General features: G+C 43.6%; 16 protein-coding genes. 11 read left to right on the forward strand and 5 right to left on the reverse strand.

The annotated features are described in order from the left end of the window. Positions 1-95 precede the first annotated feature (95 nt). The 5 genes from NSQ58_RS04220 to NSQ58_RS04240 all read left to right on the forward strand — a co-directional run bounded on the left by NSQ58_RS04220 (position 96) and on the right by NSQ58_RS04240 (position 5,166). Complete coding sequence (locus NSQ58_RS04220) at positions 96-791, forward strand: response regulator transcription factor (protein WP_028540911.1); 696 nt, start codon at positions 96-98, stop codon at positions 789-791. After that, positions 784-1,788, forward strand: coding sequence for a sensor histidine kinase (locus NSQ58_RS04225; protein ID WP_023991031.1), 1,005 nt, complete (start codon positions 784-786; stop codon positions 1,786-1,788). Before NSQ58_RS04220 ends, NSQ58_RS04225 begins: the two co-directional genes overlap by 8 nt. Before the next feature lie 102 nt (positions 1,789-1,890). Continuing rightward, a complete protein-coding gene (locus tag NSQ58_RS04230) occupies positions 1,891-2,652 on the forward strand; it encodes an ABC transporter ATP-binding protein (RefSeq protein ID WP_264454378.1) in 762 nt (253 codons plus the stop codon). Further along, complete coding sequence (locus NSQ58_RS04235) at positions 2,642-4,582, forward strand: FtsX-like permease family protein (RefSeq protein WP_075154967.1); 1,941 nt, start codon at positions 2,642-2,644, stop codon at positions 4,580-4,582. The genes NSQ58_RS04230 and NSQ58_RS04235 overlap by 11 nt, the downstream gene beginning before the upstream one ends. Positions 4,583-4,770: 188 nt before the next feature. Then, positions 4,771-5,166 carry a hypothetical protein gene (locus NSQ58_RS04240; RefSeq protein WP_103744510.1) on the forward strand — a complete coding sequence of 132 codons (396 nt, stop codon included), beginning with the start codon at positions 4,771-4,773 and terminating at the stop codon, positions 5,164-5,166. An 80-nt stretch (positions 5,167-5,246) separates the two neighbouring features. Here the strand turns inward: NSQ58_RS04240 and NSQ58_RS04245 are convergent, their stop codons facing one another. Together NSQ58_RS04245 and NSQ58_RS04250 are read right to left on the reverse strand one after the other, a co-directional pair. After that, complete coding sequence (locus tag NSQ58_RS04245) at positions 5,247-6,221, reverse strand: aldo/keto reductase family protein (protein ID WP_076156709.1); 975 nt, start codon at positions 6,219-6,221, stop codon at positions 5,247-5,249. A 162-nt stretch (positions 6,222-6,383) separates the two neighbouring features. After that, positions 6,384-7,346, reverse strand: coding sequence for a radical SAM protein (locus NSQ58_RS04250; RefSeq protein ID WP_028540917.1), 963 nt, complete (start codon positions 7,344-7,346; stop codon positions 6,384-6,386). Positions 7,347-7,578: 232 nt separating this feature from the next. Here NSQ58_RS04250 and NSQ58_RS04255 point away from each other — a divergent pair, with 232 nt between their 5' ends. The 5 genes from NSQ58_RS04255 to NSQ58_RS04275 all read left to right on the forward strand — a co-directional run bounded on the left by NSQ58_RS04255 (position 7,579) and on the right by NSQ58_RS04275 (position 11,741). Further along, the gene (locus tag NSQ58_RS04255) at positions 7,579-8,025 is read left to right on the forward strand and encodes a MarR family winged helix-turn-helix transcriptional regulator (protein ID WP_076295181.1); all 447 of its coding nucleotides are present in this window, start codon (positions 7,579-7,581) and stop codon (positions 8,023-8,025) included. A gap of 67 nt (positions 8,026-8,092) precedes the next feature. Beyond that, positions 8,093-8,908 carry an NAD(P)H-binding protein gene (locus NSQ58_RS04260; protein ID WP_341056944.1) on the forward strand — a complete coding sequence of 272 codons (816 nt, stop codon included), beginning with the start codon at positions 8,093-8,095 and terminating at the stop codon, positions 8,906-8,908. A gap of 123 nt (positions 8,909-9,031) precedes the next feature. Further along, a complete protein-coding gene (locus NSQ58_RS04265; RefSeq protein WP_023991039.1) occupies positions 9,032-9,508 on the forward strand; it encodes a DsrE/DsrF/DrsH-like family protein in 477 nt (158 codons plus the stop codon). Positions 9,509-9,642: 134 nt separating this feature from the next. Further along, positions 9,643-11,151, forward strand: coding sequence for an aminotransferase class V-fold PLP-dependent enzyme (locus NSQ58_RS04270; protein WP_071558029.1), 1,509 nt, complete (start codon positions 9,643-9,645; stop codon positions 11,149-11,151). 80 nt (positions 11,152-11,231) lie between these two features. Then, complete coding sequence (locus tag NSQ58_RS04275) at positions 11,232-11,741, forward strand: DUF1036 domain-containing protein (protein ID WP_071558028.1); 510 nt, start codon at positions 11,232-11,234, stop codon at positions 11,739-11,741. A gap of 103 nt (positions 11,742-11,844) precedes the next feature. On the opposite strand, the gene NSQ58_RS04280 is transcribed toward NSQ58_RS04275, so the two are convergent. After that, positions 11,845-12,897: an LLM class flavin-dependent oxidoreductase gene (locus tag NSQ58_RS04280; protein ID WP_076264590.1), complete on the reverse strand. Its 1,053-nt coding sequence runs from the start codon at positions 12,895-12,897 to the stop codon at positions 11,845-11,847. Between the two features lie 251 nt (positions 12,898-13,148). On the opposite strand from NSQ58_RS04280, the gene NSQ58_RS04285 reads away from it, so the two are divergent. After that, on the forward strand, positions 13,149-13,904 hold the full coding sequence (locus tag NSQ58_RS04285; RefSeq protein ID WP_028540921.1) for an AIM24 family protein: 756 nt from the start codon (positions 13,149-13,151) through the stop codon (positions 13,902-13,904). Positions 13,905-13,944: 40 nt separating this feature from the next. On the opposite strand, the gene NSQ58_RS04290 is transcribed toward NSQ58_RS04285, so the two are convergent. Both NSQ58_RS04290 and NSQ58_RS04295 read right to left on the reverse strand, forming a co-directional pair. Continuing rightward, the gene (locus NSQ58_RS04290; RefSeq protein WP_013312677.1) at positions 13,945-14,283 is read right to left on the reverse strand and encodes a zinc ribbon domain-containing protein YjdM; all 339 of its coding nucleotides are present in this window, start codon (positions 14,281-14,283) and stop codon (positions 13,945-13,947) included. 261 nt (positions 14,284-14,544) lie between these two features. After that, the gene (locus NSQ58_RS04295; RefSeq protein WP_023991044.1) at positions 14,545-15,411 is read right to left on the reverse strand and encodes an SDR family oxidoreductase; all 867 of its coding nucleotides are present in this window, start codon (positions 15,409-15,411) and stop codon (positions 14,545-14,547) included. Positions 15,412-15,529: the final 118 nt, after the last annotated feature.

Below are 15,529 nucleotides of genomic sequence, written 5' to 3' on the forward strand. Positions count from 1 at the left end.
TGAATCCACACATGTAGCACATATACAATTTTTGCTATACACTTTATAAAAGGGGAGTTGCAAAATCCTAAAAAAAGGTTAAAGTGGTGAAATCGTTGTTCAAAATCCTACTAATTGAAGATGATGAAACTTTGTTCCATGAAATGAAGGATCGGTTAACTCAATGGAACTATGATGTGTATGGCATCCAGGATTTTAATAAAGTCATTCAGGAATTCACAACGATAAAGCCTGACCTGGTCGTGATAGATATTCAATTGCCGAAATTTGATGGGTTTCATTGGTGTCGAATGATTCGATCCCACTCTAACGTGCCCATTCTTTTCTTATCATCACGGGATCATCCTACGGATATGGTGATGTCGATGCAGCTTGGCGCGGATGATTTTATCCAAAAACCGTTTCATTTTGATGTACTCATTGCAAAATTACAGGCGACACTCCGCCGCGTATATAATTACAATACAGAACCTGTCTCCCTGAAAACATGGCGTGGAGCGACGGTCGATTATGAAAAAAACGTAGTAGCCAATGAGGCTGGCTCCATCGAATTAACCAAGAACGAGATTTTTATTTTGAAGCTGCTGATCGAACAAAAAAATAAAATTGTCGCACGAGAGGAATTAATTAAAAGCCTCTGGGATGATGAACGTTTTGTCAGCGACAATACCCTGACCGTCAACTTGAACCGCCTGCGTAAAAAATTAGACGAGCTGGATTTGGGCCGTTTCATTGAAACGAAAGTCGGGCAAGGCTATATGGCTACAGAAGAGGCACCTGCCTATGATTAAAAAATACCTTATAGAGAGGCGGAGCTGGATTCTACTGTTTGTGTGTCAGCAATTCCTGATCCTGTTCATTGCTTATGTGGATGCAGCAATTCCGTTAATGCCCATCCTTTATATCGTCTTCTTATCCATGATGATTTTCTTGGTTTTTTTAATCATTCGCTATCCCAAGGAAATCAAATTCTATACAACACTAGAAGAATGGAGGAGCCCTCTTGAACTAACGGGTATAGGCGAACCGGAGAGTCCGTTTGAGCAAATCATTGAACAAAAAATCACTGACCAGACCGAACGGTTACAACAGATCATCTCGCAAAATCAATTGACACTTGAACATGAAAAAGATGAATTATTATCCTGGATTCATGAGGTAAAAACACCTTTGACCACCATGCATTTGATGATTGAGCGGTTGGACGATAAGCCCCTAAAAGCTCAGTTAACCTATGAATGGCTACGAATCCACTTACTGCTGGATCAGCAGCTCCATCACAAACGCATATCCTTTATTGAAAATGATCTGTATGTCGAGCAAGTGAATTTAAAATCTCTGGTTTTTAATGAAATCAAAGCATTACAGTCATGGTGCATCCAAAAAGGGATCGGTTTTGACATCCAATTGGAGCACATGGAAGTGCTGAGTGATGCCAAATGGCTGGCTTTTATCATCAGACAGCTCTTAACCAATGCCATCAAATATAGCGATGCCAGTGATATTATCATTCACAGCTATGAACAAAGGGATCGAATACAGCTTGAGGTCCAAGACTTTGGGCGCGGTATTGATCCGAAGGATATACCCCGTATTTTCGAGAAAGGTTTTACCTCCACAACCCAACATTCTGATCATACTTCAACGGGCATGGGGTTATATTTAACGAAAAAGGCAGCACAGTCCTTGCTCATACATATAGATGTGCACTCCAAACCGAACGTGGGTACAACCTTCACTTTAATTTTTCCCAAACGAAATGATTTTGTGAGCATGGTGAGCATGTGACAGAGATGTCACATGCTTTTATGTATTGTTCGCCCAATCAAAGGAAAAACATCGGCTCTATTTTTATAATAAGGCTACAAGAACAATAAGGAGTGCATCGAAGTGAGTATTTTAGAAGCCCATAAAATTCATAAAAGTTACGGTAATAAGTTAAATATGCAGGAGGTTTTGAAGGGAATAGATATCGTCATTGAAGAAGGGGAATTTGTCAGTATTATGGGAGCCTCCGGTTCAGGTAAAACCACACTGCTGAATGTTCTTTCCTCCATTGATAAAGTGAGCCAAGGCTCCATTAGAATCAATGATATCGAAATGACGAAAATGAAAGAAAAGCAACTGGCTGAATTTCGCAAAAAGCATTTAGGCTTTATTTTTCAAGAGTATAATCTGCTGGATACGCTAACCGTGAAGGAGAATATTCTCTTACCCTTATCCATCACCAAAACGCCTAAAAAAGAAGCCAACCAAAAATTTCAGGAAGTAGCTACAGAACTGGGAATTTATGAGCTCAAGGACAAATACCCCAATGAAATCTCGGGTGGACAGAAGCAGCGTACATCTGCGGCCAGAGCGTTTATTCATGAGCCCAGTATTATTTTTGCCGATGAACCTACAGGTGCACTGGATTCCAAGTCGGCTTCCGATTTATTAAATAAGCTGGGCCAATTAAACCAAAAACGCAAGGCAACCATTATTATGGTCACGCATGATCCTGTCGCTGCCAGCCATTGCAGTCGGGTCATTTTTATTAAAGATGGGCAAATGTATACGCAGCTTCACAAAGGCGAGCAGGAAAGACAAAGCTTTTTCCAGGATATCATGAAAACCCAAGGGGTCTTAGGCGGGGTCCAATATGAACATTAATCTGCTCATTCTAAAGAATTTGAAAAAAAACCTTAAAAATTATTACCTTTATGTTTTTGCTCTCATTTTTAGTGTTGCGCTCTATTTCGCTTTTGTCACATTACAATACGATCCCTCCATGGACGAAGTGAAGGGTTCTGTTAAAGGTGCAGCTTCCATACGGGCAGCATCCGTTTTACTGGTCGCCATTGTCTGCATCTTCCTTTTGTATGCTAATAATATCTTTATAAAAAGACGCAGCAAAGAAATTGGCCTATTTCAATTGATCGGAATGACTAAAAATAAAATTTTTCGCATCCTGAGTGCTGAAAACTTAATTCTATACTTCAGTTCACTATTCATCGGAATTGGGGTTGGATTTTCCTTTTCCAAATTAGTGATCATGATTTTATTTAAGACGACGGGCGTCGAAGCCATTGCCACTTTATATTTCTCTAACCAAGCACTGACTCAAACACTCATCGTTTTTGGTATCATCTACCTATTGATCATGCTCATGAATTATTCTTTTATCAAAAGACAGAGTATTTTGTCTTTGTTCAGAGTAACCTCAACTACCGAAGGGAAAATCAAGAAAATATCTATCTATGAGATGATCATCGGGATCATTGGAGTTTCATTCATCGCTCTAGGATACTATGTTTCTTCCAAATTGTTTGGTGGAGACTTTACATCCATGAATGAGTTATTTATGGCTATGGTGTTTATTTTGGGCTCTGTCATCATCGGAACACTCCTTTTTTATAAAGGATCTATCCGCTTTATTTCCAATATCATCAGAAAAAGTAAAGGCGGCTATTTGAACATTAATGAGGTGCTGTCTCTCTCATCCATTATGTTCCGCATGAAATCCAATGCTTTATTGTTGACCATTATTACGACGGTATCGGCACTTGCCATCGGTTTACTCTCCTTAAGCTATATCGCCTATTATTCTGCGGATCAAGCAGCTGAGGACAATGTGCCTTCCCATTTTGCAATGACGAATGTACCGGATGCTGAGAAATTCAAAACGTTACTTCAGGAGCATGACATAAAGTATCTAGAAAAGAAAATTGAAGTTATTCAAGTCAGCGTGAACACAGCGCAAATTATGGACACTCCTCTGGAAGGATTAAATATCGGTGCGAATTCCATGACGTTGCCTGTCATAAGCGATCAATCTGTGAAGGGTACGGATGTATCTCCAGGCCAAACGATTTTAACAGGCTATAATGATTTGTTACAGAAATTCATGTCCTTGAAAAACTCAGGTCCATTGGATTTGAAGGGAAATAAGGAAGTCATACACCAACAATATGTGGGTCTAAAAAAGGAGTACGTGATTCCCTACTATTTTACAGCCGGTGGATTACCCACTGTCATTGTAGACGAAACTATCTTTGAGCGGCTAAAGAAAGATGCAAATCCTGAGATTCAAAAGAAGTCATCATTATATATTGGAATTGATATGATAAATGCAGAACAGATCAAAGAAGCCGATCGTCTCTTTGCAGCTGCGAATTTTAATGATCAACAAACATCACGCCTTGAAATGAGCAGCAATCAGAAGCGGAACATGGGAGTGATCATGTTTGTAGTTGGCTTTTTAGGACTGACCTTTCTCATTACATCAGGCTGCATCCTTTATTTTAAGCAAATGGATGAGAGTGAAGACGAAAAAGCCAATTACACCGTGTTAAGAAAGTTAGGGTTCACTCAAAGTGACCTGCTTAGAGGCATTAAAATAAAACAACTCTTTAACTTCGGCATTCCACTAGTAATTGGCCTTTCACATAGCTATTTCGCCGTTCAATCTGGCTGGTTCTTGTTTGGAACTGAAATTTGGATGCCTATGATCATCGTTATGGTGCTGTACACCGCCTTATATTCCATTTTCGGGATACTATCCATCCTGTATTATAAAAAGGTCATTAAATCAGCATTGTAATCGGCAAAAAGCAAAAAAAAGCCCCAGGCGAAAGCGCTGGGGCTTTTCCAAATATTTGAGCATTTTCGTTCCTATATGTACAATAAAATAACTATCATCGTAACCCCAAAGGGGGAGAGCTTATTTTATTATTAATCATCAATGGCATCGGCATCGTAGCCAATATCATACTCTGTTCCTCTGTAGGCGTGGCTATTATCGTAGGAATCGTCTTTTTCCTGATTGGCTTGCCTGAGTTTAAAAGATCGCCGAAACTCACGAAAAAGGCTAAAAAAGATATCACCTATATTATGTCAACCCTATTAACTCTCCTTATATTCGTAGTTATTGTTTCTTGGAATCTCCATACTTCAGGTGACCTGTTTCTTGAAGGTCCGCTAACACCGCAAATGAAGTTTCACTGGGGACAAAAGGTGTTGATGCTAGGGTTACTGGAGGGCTTATGGGCTGTCATCAGCCTAAAATGGCTGTTGCCTATCTTTTTTGATCCGCTGGATCTCAGTAAGAAGCAAATCCTTGTTTTAGTAAGCGGGATTGTATTTAGTGTGGTTTCAGGTATTTATGCCCTGCTTGAAGCAAGTTAAAAAGTCTCGCTCTTCTCTGTTAAGGACAGGAAGAGCGAGACTTTTTTATTAATGGTTCCCCTCTACAGAGGCTAGAATGCTTAACGCAAAGGTTCAAAACCTTCTGCCTGCTTGAGAATCCGCTCAATTTCCACGCATGTCTCCGGTTGCAGCGTCACTTCGACTGCTTTTACATTTTCTTCGATTTGTGCCGGTTTAGTGGCCCCAATGAGTGCAGCGCTGATACCCGGTTCTCTCAGAATCCAGGCAAGCGCGAGCTGTGACAGGGTAATACCCAAATCCTTCGCCAGCTTATCCAGCTCCTGGACACAGTTTAGAACGGTATCGTTCATGTAACTGCTGATGACATTATTGACAGAGGCATCAGCCCCGCGGCTGCCCGTCGGTAAAGGTTGTCCAGGCTTGTATTTACCCGTGAGGATACCTTGAGCCAGAGGCGAAAATACAATTTGGCCGATACCTACCTGCCCAGATACGGGAAGTACCTCATGTTCGATATAACGTTCGAACATATTATAGATTGGCTGATTGGCAATCAGTGGCCGCAAATTCAGCCTTTTTCCAATCCCATAGGCATCCGTGAGCTGGGCAGCACTCCATTCACTGACAGCAGCGTACAGAATCTTACCCTGAGCCTGAAGGTCATCGAGCGCTCGCAGCGTCTCTTCCAAAGGAGTACCCGAATCATAACGATGACAGAAGTACATGTCGATATAATCCGTGCCAAGACGCTTCAGACTCGCTTCACATTGCTCCATAATGTGCTTGCGTGACAGTCCCCTGTCATTCGGACCAGAATCCATAGGGAAATACACCTTGGTAGATAACACATAGCTCTCTCTTCGATAAGGCTTCAAGGCAGCTCCCATAGCCTTCTCGCCTTCTCCCCGGTTATACGCGTTCGCGGTATCAAAGAAATTAATCCCGAGTTCAAAGGCTTTGGCAATACAGGTATGAGCTGCTTCCTGCTCGGCAGCTGTACCGTACGTTAACCAGCTCCCCAGACCGATTTCACTAATTTTAAGACCACTGTTGCCTACATTTCTATATTTCATATCTACTCCTTCTTTCATAAGAAGATCATATTTTTATATTTTAACATGTAAACCCTTTCATTAAAATCATTGATAAAGGACTCATGGAGTTATATGAAGGATATCTACCACCCTGACTGTTAGGGTGGTAGATGCTTATAGCCTCACAATCTCAAATCATATTTACTTGCTTCCTACAGGAAAAAGCGCATCATATGCAGGACAAGGCAGTTTGTCGAGAAACTCCTGAAGCTGCTTCGGTTTATTTTTGTAAATATCCTTTAGGGATGTTCCATTATAAATATTGCCGATGACCACAGGATGGCATAGCTCACAGATCAGGATGTCCCCGTTCCCGTGAAGATGGAGCTGTTTTTTACCATCAACACAGTTGGAAAAATAAACACCAGGCTGTTCCTTGAAGCCCAGCGCTTCTGCAAAACGGTCCATACAGGTGAAATACAACACAGTATCATCTTTCTTATGTGCAATCAGGTCATGAACGGAACGAACGAGCGCTTCCTTGGTGGAAATAGCATTCCAGTTCGTATGATCCATCACAATGCTGTTTTGGATTTCATGGATGCGCACACCGAGTTCATATACCTTTTCGCTAATCGCTGGCATGTTGTTCTGCGTCTCCGCAAACAGCAACGTCTCCAGCACCGTTTCCAGCTTGGCTTCGGTACATAATCGGATATTTTGAACGATTTTCTCATACATGCGAGGATGAACATGATAATAGGTTGCATATTTATCGGCATCCGTGAAGTTGAAAGAAATATGAATGTTGGAAAGTCCTGCATCACGTAGTTTCTCAATTCGTTCAGGGCTGAGCAAGCTGGCATTGGTATTGAGCTGCGTAGCGATGCCCTTGCTTGAGCAGTGAGCCACAATGTCCAGACAATCCTCATACTTCAAGGTCACTTCTCCCCCGGACAGTCGCACACGTTTTAACGTTGGAATGTCATCAATAATATCAATGACCTCTTTGCTGCTAATGCATTGCCCATCGTTCCGCTGATACGCGCAGCAGTAATCACACTTGAAGTTGCAATTAGAGGTGACCCCGACTTCCAGTCCCTCCAGCTCGTAGATGCCCGGCTTTTCCAGTTCAAGTGCTTTATATTTGTTGTCTATACTCACTTTCTCATGATCCTCCCGATCTCAGGCTTATGTCTTGAATTCCCTTGAGATTATACAGAATAGGAGCGGTTTGTAGATATGACATTGGTAACGGTGGGTGCAAACAGATACAACAGCGGTAGCGACCTTGAAATTCGCTTATCAGCGCTGAAAAATTAATTTGACAAGTACTACCTAACTTTAGTAAATTCATATTAGTTAAGCCCTTAACTACATTTATGGTGGTGATCGTTTGAAAGACCTACAGGATTACGTACTTGATTTGCCGCTGCATTCTCTGGTTTTCTTTTCACTGGTGGAAACGACAGCCGGATTAGTTGATGTCTCAGAAAAATACTGGCATTCGAAGGGAACCAATGGAGCCAGAATTCGAATTCTGGTTGAAATCATGAAGGAAGGAGGTACAATTCTCCCATCTGTGCTCGCCCAAAGGATCGGTGTCACCAAATCAAATATTAGCCTGCTGCTCACCCCGCTCGAAAACGAAGGATTCATTCGCCGGGAAGGCCATCCCATGGACGGTAGAAAATCGGTAATTTCTATAACAAGCGAAGGGCAAAGCCTTCTGCTGCGTAATTTACCCGAAAACCGGCAGAGGATTGCGGAAAAAATGCAGGTGTTGAATGATCAGGAATTGAAGCAGCTCCTTTCCCTGCTCAACAAATTAAAGAGGACGTAACGGCTTTTCTACTCAATTGGTTAAGTCCTAAACTAAAATCCCATTTGTATAAAAAGGATGATATTCCATGTCGATCGTTATTACTGGAGCCAATGGTCAATTGGGGAGCCTAATCATACAACAGCTCCTTCAAAAAGTCTCACCTCATGAAATTACCACTTGTGTTCGCCACCTTGAAACCGGAAAACACTATGAGGCACAGGGAATTACAGTACGATTAGGTGACTACGATCAACCCGATTCGCTTGAGCAAGCATTCGCGGGTGCTTCCCAACTGTTGTTGATTTCAAGTTCACATCCCGACGATACGATTCGTATTCGTCAACATACTCATATCATAGAAGTAGCTAAAAAATGTAAAGTAGAACACATTTTATACACCAGCTTTGCCTTTTCTGAAGCCAGCTCTATCCCCCTCTCCAATCTGCATTTGGCTACAGAACACGCCATTTGCACCACCGGAATTCCTTACACTTTTCTACGGAATTCATTATATACCGATTTTGTCAAAACTCTCGACCTGAACGCCGCCATAGCGAAGGGCGCACTCGATATTTACCCTGGAGAGTGGAAATTTAACACCGTCACGCGTTGGGATCTTGCCAGAGGGATCGCAGCAGTGCTATCCGACCCAGACCGCCATAAGAACAAGAAATATGAATTTGTCTCCTCCAGTCCCTGGACCTTTTCAGATTTAACAGCAGCTTTGACCGAGCTTACAGGCAGATCCGTCTCCCTCCGTCAAGACCCCCAAATCAAAAATTGGATATTTGGGTTTTTGGGCAAAATAGATACGCGCTCCACGTCGGATGAATTGGAACAGTTGATCAGTGGTCCGCTCACTTCACTGAAAGAAAGCATCCGGCCCTTTATCTCCACATGAAAAACAACGCTAAAAATTCTTGCCAACACCCACTCCATAAATTGTGAGCGATATGTGAACTGGGCATACTTCTCATTCCCAAATCCATACTGAATATATCTGTTGGTAATGGAGGCGGGAATTGTGGATAAAAGGATGAATCTGCTTATGTTCAGCGGCGATTATGATAAGGCAATGGCTGGACTGATTCTGGCAAATACAGCGCGGGAATTGGACGTGGACGTGACGATGTTTTTTGCGTTCTGGGGACTATTTCTGGTTCGTGATCCTGACAAGATGACGTTTGAGGACAAGACGATTTATGAAAAAATCATGGGCTGGATGACTCCAAAAGGACCCGAAGAGTTGCCATTATCCAAAATGAATTTTAGCGGCCTTGGCAAGCTGATGCTGACGGAAATGATCGAAGATAACGAAGCCCCGAAGCTCATTCATTTCTTAAAAGGAGCACGGAAGAAAAATGTGAAATTTTATGCCTGTAAGCTATCGGTCGATATTATGGGCTTTAAACCGGAAGAATTTATACCTGAACTGGAAATTATCGAGGCCAAAACGTATTTAAAAGATGCGCTCGAATCCGATATGCAGTTGTTTATATAAGATAGACTTGCGCCTTATCCGGCTGTTGGATGAGGCTTTTATTGTGACTAAATGATGACACTCGCCTATTTTTTTTAACCTATTCGGGCCTACCTACGTACCCTAAGAAGACAGAACGACTTGGGAGGCGCCGTATGCTCATGGCTCGAATTGGAAGCAGTAATTGTAGGTATCAGCCTTCTAACGAGGCTTATTTCCAAAGGTATCGTGAAAGTACAATCGGATATCACCAGACCTTTGAATCTCCATATGGGCAAAAAAAGCTGATTTATGCGGATTGGGCAGCCAGCGGCCGTCTGTATGGACCCATCGAGTCGAAAATAGCTAATGAATTAGGCCCTTTTGTGGCGAACACGCATACGGAGTCTAATTTGACAGGAACTCTGATGACCCAAGCCTATGAAGAAGCGAAACAAATCATTAAAAGCCACGTTCATGCCAATGAACATGATATCATCCTGTTTGCCGGGTCCGGTATGACAGGTGCAGTGAATAAGCTTCAGCGACTGCTAGGATTGAAAATACATGAAAAATTAAAGCCCCTCTACCCCATCGCCGAAAAAGAACGTCCCGTTATTTTCGTTACACACATGGAGCACCACTCCAATCATATTTCCTGGGCAGAAACCATTGGAGACGTTGTGTGTCTTCCTCCGGGTCCCGGCGGGATTGTCGATCCAACTCATCTCGAACGACTGCTGCTTCAATTCCGGCATCGCCCTATCAAAATCGGCGCCTTTACCGCCTGCTCCAATGTTACAGGGTTCGAAGTACCGATTTACCAGCTAGCCCGCAAAATGCACGAACATGGCGGCGTTTGTTTCGTTGATTTTTCGGCAAGCGCACCTTATACCGAGATCAACATGCACCGCACAGATCCCCTTGAGAAACTGGACGGGATTGTATTTTCACCCCACAAATTTCTTGGGGGACCCGGTACAAGCGGCGTTTTAATTATGGATTCGAGGCTGTGCCTCCATTGTGCTCCAGATCAGCCCGGAGGGGGCACAGTTAACTGGACCAATCCTTGGGGTGGATACGAGTATAAAGATAATATTGAAGCCCGTGAGGATGGAGGGACGCCTGCCTTTCTACAAGCCACTCGAACCGCGCTCTGCATTCGGCTAAAAGAACAGATGGGACAGAAGCGTCTGTTGGAGCGCAAAAAGGAACTGACATCATTATTACTAAAGAGCTTGAGTACCATACCAGGGCCACACATTTTAGGAGGAGGCAGCCAAGAACGATTGGGAATCGTTTCTTTCGTTGTCGGCCATATTCACTATAACCTGATTGTAAAACTATTGAATGATCGGTTTGGCATCCAGGTCCGGGGCGGCTGCTCTTGTGCAGGCCCCTACGGACATTATTTGCTGGGCATCGACCAGCAAACATCTAAACAAATGACAGACCTGATCCATGCGGGAGACTTATCTCGAAAACCGGGCTGGGTGCGTCTGTCGCTCCATCCCATGATGACGAATCAGGAAGTCTCCTATATCGCCTCTTCCATACGAGCAATCGTGGAAAACATCACGACCTGGCAAAAAGATTATACCTATCAACCAGAATCAAACGAATGGCGATCTATGAATGAACATCACAAAATAGACATCAGCAAATGGTTTAATTTTAGCGATTAAGAGACTCCTGTCCGTTCCCTTCTTTCAAAACTCTCATAGGATACACTGTAAATTACTATATGAGGAAAGAAGTGACGACAATGGGGCTCAATTTTCGCAACAGTACTAGTGCAGCTATCTTTGTAGTCTTTGCCTACCCGGACTTCAGCTGTACTCCTGTTAACTACTCTAAAGCAGGCTGGTACCGTGTTAACCCTGGACAGACTATTCAGGTTTGGAGCGGCTTCGCAGGAGGTAATACGTTCTTTTATTACGCTGAAGATGATTTTGGACGCGAATGGAGGGGAACATATTTCACTCAAGTTCCTGAGAATGCCTTCAATTGGTGCTGGGATACAGGCTGTACCACTTGTAGAAGCGTGGGACTGCGGAGAATCGCAGTTAGTCCGTTCGTCTTGGACTACACCATCAACTTTGTAACGAGCAGCAGTCAAAGAAAACCTGCATCATCCACACTCCGCATGACATTGCCTTCCAAAGCAACCCAAGAGAAACCTATTTTGCGCAGAGTTCCTGCAACACCTAAGAGACTAAAACAAGGCAAAACTTTATTGCAAAAACGTATTGCGCATAAAAAACGGACCAAATAAAAAATGATCTGATCAGCTCGCATATAGTTTTTTTAGAACCCAAAAAAGGAGCGACCTCACCCCCATGGCCTGCTCCTTTCTCTTTTATCTATGAGGTAACCGCTTATTTACTCTCGGATTCCCACTTGGATATCTCTTCACGAACCCGTGGTGCTACCTCTGTTCCCAATAGCTCAATAGCTCTCATGACATCATCATGCGGCATCGTACCGACGGGCACGTGCAACAGAAAACGTGTAATGCCTACCTGTTTACGCAGATGAATGATTTTCTTGGCAACCGTATCGGGATCGCCTACATACAACGCTCCTTCAAAGCTGCGTGCAGCATCGAAGCTGGAACGAGTGTAAGGGCCCCAACCACGTTCACGCCCAAGCACATTCATGCTCTGCTGAGTGGAAGGGAAGAACTTATCCGCTGCCAGCTCAGTAGTCTCTGCGATAAAACCATGCGAGTGTGATGCAACCGGAAGCAGCGATGCATCATGACCAGCATGCCTAGCGGCTTTTTTATACAGTTCCACCAACGGGGCAAACTGTACAGGGCTACCCCCAATAATCGCCAGAACCAGCGGCAACCCGAGCAAGCCTGCACGAACCACAGATTCCTGATTGCCCCCACTCCCAATCCATACGGGCAAAGGATTTTGAACTGGACGCGGATACACACCCAAATTGTTGATTGCCGGCCGATGTCCGCCTTTCCAGGTAACTTTCTCGGATTCTCGTATTTTCAATAACAGCTCCAGCTTTTCATCGAATAATTCATCGTAGTTATCCAAATCATACCCAAATAACGGAAACGATTCGATAAAAGAACCTCGGCCTGCCATAATCTCAGCTCGTCCATTCGAAATACCGTCCAGTGTAGCAAAATCTTGAAACACACGTACGGGATCATCCGATGAAAGCACCGTAACTGCACTGGTTAACCGAATTCGTTGGGTCTGTGCTGCTGCAGCAGCGAGGATAACAGCCGGAGCAGATGCCGCATAATCTTTACGATGATGCTCCCCCACGCCGTACACATCCAGCCCTACCTGATCTGCAAGCACAATCTCCTCGACCACTTCACGTATACGTTGTGCGTGACTGATAACCTCACCCGTTTGGGTATCCGGCGTTGTTTCTACAAACGTGCTTATACCTATCTCCACTTGTTCTACCCCCTATTTTCATGCCCTATTCTCATACGACTGCTTTCGAAGCCAATCATTTTAAAAACCGATATCTTTATATTGAACCTTTTTCGTATCTTTTTCAAGCTCTCCTTTTTTGAGTCTGAAAACCAGCCAAGGGAAGTGTCCAGATTCGCCGCAGGAAAAGAAGTCTCTTTGTCGAATATTTTATGGAATAAAGAAGATTCCCATCCCCACAACATGAATACAACAAGGAGGCACATACATTTATGGCTTTTGTCATTAACAATTTAAAGGATAACAGCAATGTTGCCATGACTGACCAATTAGGTGGATTTACGGTACTAGAATACATAACAGATTTGAGTTCTACCTCGGTTATGGCTGCGAAAGACAATTACTATATGAGCAAAAGTAATATGCGCCGCAAACAGCTCATGATCGAAATCAACAATAGTGAGATTATGATGAAGGCGGGAGCCATGCAATATACTGTGGGTAGCATGGAAATGACTACTGGTGTAAAAGGCGTTGGAGGCTTAATGCGAAACTTGGTGTCCGGTGCTGTAACGGGAACAGGTGCCATTAAACCACACTATAGAGGCACGGGTACGATTATGCTGGAGCCTACTTACCAATATATTTGGCTTATTGATGTCGACAATGATGATATTGCCATCGAAGACGGCTTGTTTTTGGCTTGTGACACGACGCTGGACATTTCCGTCGTTGCACGTAGTAATCTTTCCTCTGCTGCACTGGGTGGAGAAGGGTTATTTAATTTAAGCGCCCGCGGAAAAGGAGTTCTGGCACTTCAAGCTCCAATCCCTTCTGAGGAAGCGGTCGTTATAGAATTGCAAAATGATGTGCTGAAGGTGGATGGTAACTTTGCCCTCATGTGGTCCAATACCTTACAGTTCACCGTCGAAAAATCCGGGAAAACCAAAATGGGCTCGGCTGCTTCCGGCGAAGGGCTGGTAAATGTGTACAGGGGAACGGGAACCGTATGGTTAGCACCATTGTAAATAAAAAAGGAGAAGCCCTCGGCTTCTCCTTTCTTACATTTTAATTCTTTTTTACAAACTCCGATTTTAGCTTCATTGCTCCAAAACCATCAATTTTGCAGTCAATATCGTGATCGCCATCCACCAGACGGATGTTTTTTACTTTGGTGCCGATTTTCAAGACGGATGAGCTTCCCTTCACTTTAAGGTCTTTAATGACAGTTACAGAGTCACCATCCTGCAGGATGTTACCATTCGCATCTTTAACAACCTTTACGTCTTCACTGCTTGCTTCTGACTCGGTAGACCACTCATGAGCGCATTCCGGGCAAATGAAAAGACTGCGATCCTCATAAGTGTATTCTGAATTACATTCAGGACAATTTGGTAAATTAGACATGGTATTATGTACTCCATTCATTTTCAAATTCTACTGCTATGCTAAGCTTCCTTGATAGACCAAGCTTGCTCCAAGTCTTCCTTGGAGTTCCCTACAAGTATATTGGATAATCCGTCACGATTCCACTCATCGATGAAACTAATCTGAGTATTGTTGTACCTTATATGTAAGCGTTCTGTCTACTGAAAATGCCGAGAGGTAAACATGTAACTAAAAAGGACGCTGTCTTCCTAGGCAGCATCCTTTTTTACGGCACGTTTATTATGCTTGGGTTTGCTTGATCAGTTCACTAATTCCTTGACTAAGCGGCGTAAGGGGGCGTTTCAACAGCTTCTCGAAGTCGTTGCTTACGACATCCAAGGCTCCTTCACGAATTGCTTGTTGAATACCGACCACAATAGGGATGGCACCTTCCGGGACTCCCGCACCGAGCATAACCTCGGCATACGTAGCATCATCCACCTGCTGTACAGGAACGTCTTTGCCCAGAACCTCAGCAAGTACCGCTGCAAACTCTTCTTGGGTAATCGGCTTACCGGAGAGCTCGTATATTGTATTCTCATGCCCTTCGCCAGACAAAACGGTTGCAGCTGCTTGCGCATAATCTGCGCGGGTAGCCCAACCTACTTTACCAGACCCTGCCGAGGTTAGCCAAGGAGCCCCCGCGAGTACGGATTGGATCGTGCCTGCCTCATTCTCCAGATACCAATTATTACGCAAGAAGGAGTAAGGAATACCTGACTCGCGAATGAACTCCTCCGTGATACGATGTACGGGCGCAAGGAATAGAGTGCTGTCAGCGGCATTGGCAGCGCTAGTATAAACGATGAAGCCTACTCCAGCACGCACAGCAGCATCAACAGCTGCTTTATGCTGACGGATTCTAGTATCATTATCCCCGTCTGCGGATATAATCAGCAGTCGATCTACTCCAGCAAACGCCTGATCCAGCGTCTCCGGTTTATCAAAATCGCCATGACGAACGTCAACACCACGAGACCGTAAGTTCTCTGCTTTTTCTGGATTTCTTACGCTAACAATAAGATCGTTTGCGGAGACAGATGTAAGCAACGTATCTACCACGATGGAACCCAGTTGCCCCGTTGCTCCTGTTAATGCAATTTTCATATGAAATCCTCCATTCAAATTGTATTCACTTTTATATAGTAACTAAAAATATAACACATGTCTAATCTAGAGTCTAAAGGTCTGCTTTTCGGGTAAGAGTTGGTAACCCAGACTTTCC

Origin of the sequence: Paenibacillus sp. FSL M7-0134 (genome assembly GCF_038007865.1) — a bacterium.
GTDB lineage: Bacteria > Bacillota > Bacilli > Paenibacillales > Paenibacillaceae > Paenibacillus > Paenibacillus polymyxa_B.

Coding starts and splice junctions, on each gene's coding strand:
- NSQ58_RS04225 (WP_023991031.1), top strand. CDS start 784: ATGATTAAAAAATACCTTATAGAGAGGCGGAGCTGGATTCTACTGTTT.
- NSQ58_RS04235 (WP_075154967.1), top strand. CDS start 2,642: ATGAACATTAATCTGCTCATTCTAAAGAATTTGAAAAAAAACCTTAAA.
- NSQ58_RS04245 (WP_076156709.1), bottom strand. CDS start 6,221: ATGAAATATAGAAATGTAGGCAACAGTGGTCTTAAAATTAGTGAAATC.
- NSQ58_RS04260 (WP_341056944.1), top strand. CDS start 8,093: ATGTCGATCGTTATTACTGGAGCCAATGGTCAATTGGGGAGCCTAATC.
- NSQ58_RS04270 (WP_071558029.1), top strand. CDS start 9,643: ATGCTCATGGCTCGAATTGGAAGCAGTAATTGTAGGTATCAGCCTTCT.
- NSQ58_RS04275 (WP_071558028.1), top strand. CDS start 11,232: ATGGGGCTCAATTTTCGCAACAGTACTAGTGCAGCTATCTTTGTAGTC.
- NSQ58_RS04285 (WP_028540921.1), top strand. CDS start 13,149: ATGGCTTTTGTCATTAACAATTTAAAGGATAACAGCAATGTTGCCATG.
- NSQ58_RS04290 (WP_013312677.1), bottom strand. CDS start 14,283: ATGTCTAATTTACCAAATTGTCCTGAATGTAATTCAGAATACACTTAT.
- NSQ58_RS04295 (WP_023991044.1), bottom strand. CDS start 15,411: ATGAAAATTGCATTAACAGGAGCAACGGGGCAACTGGGTTCCATCGTG.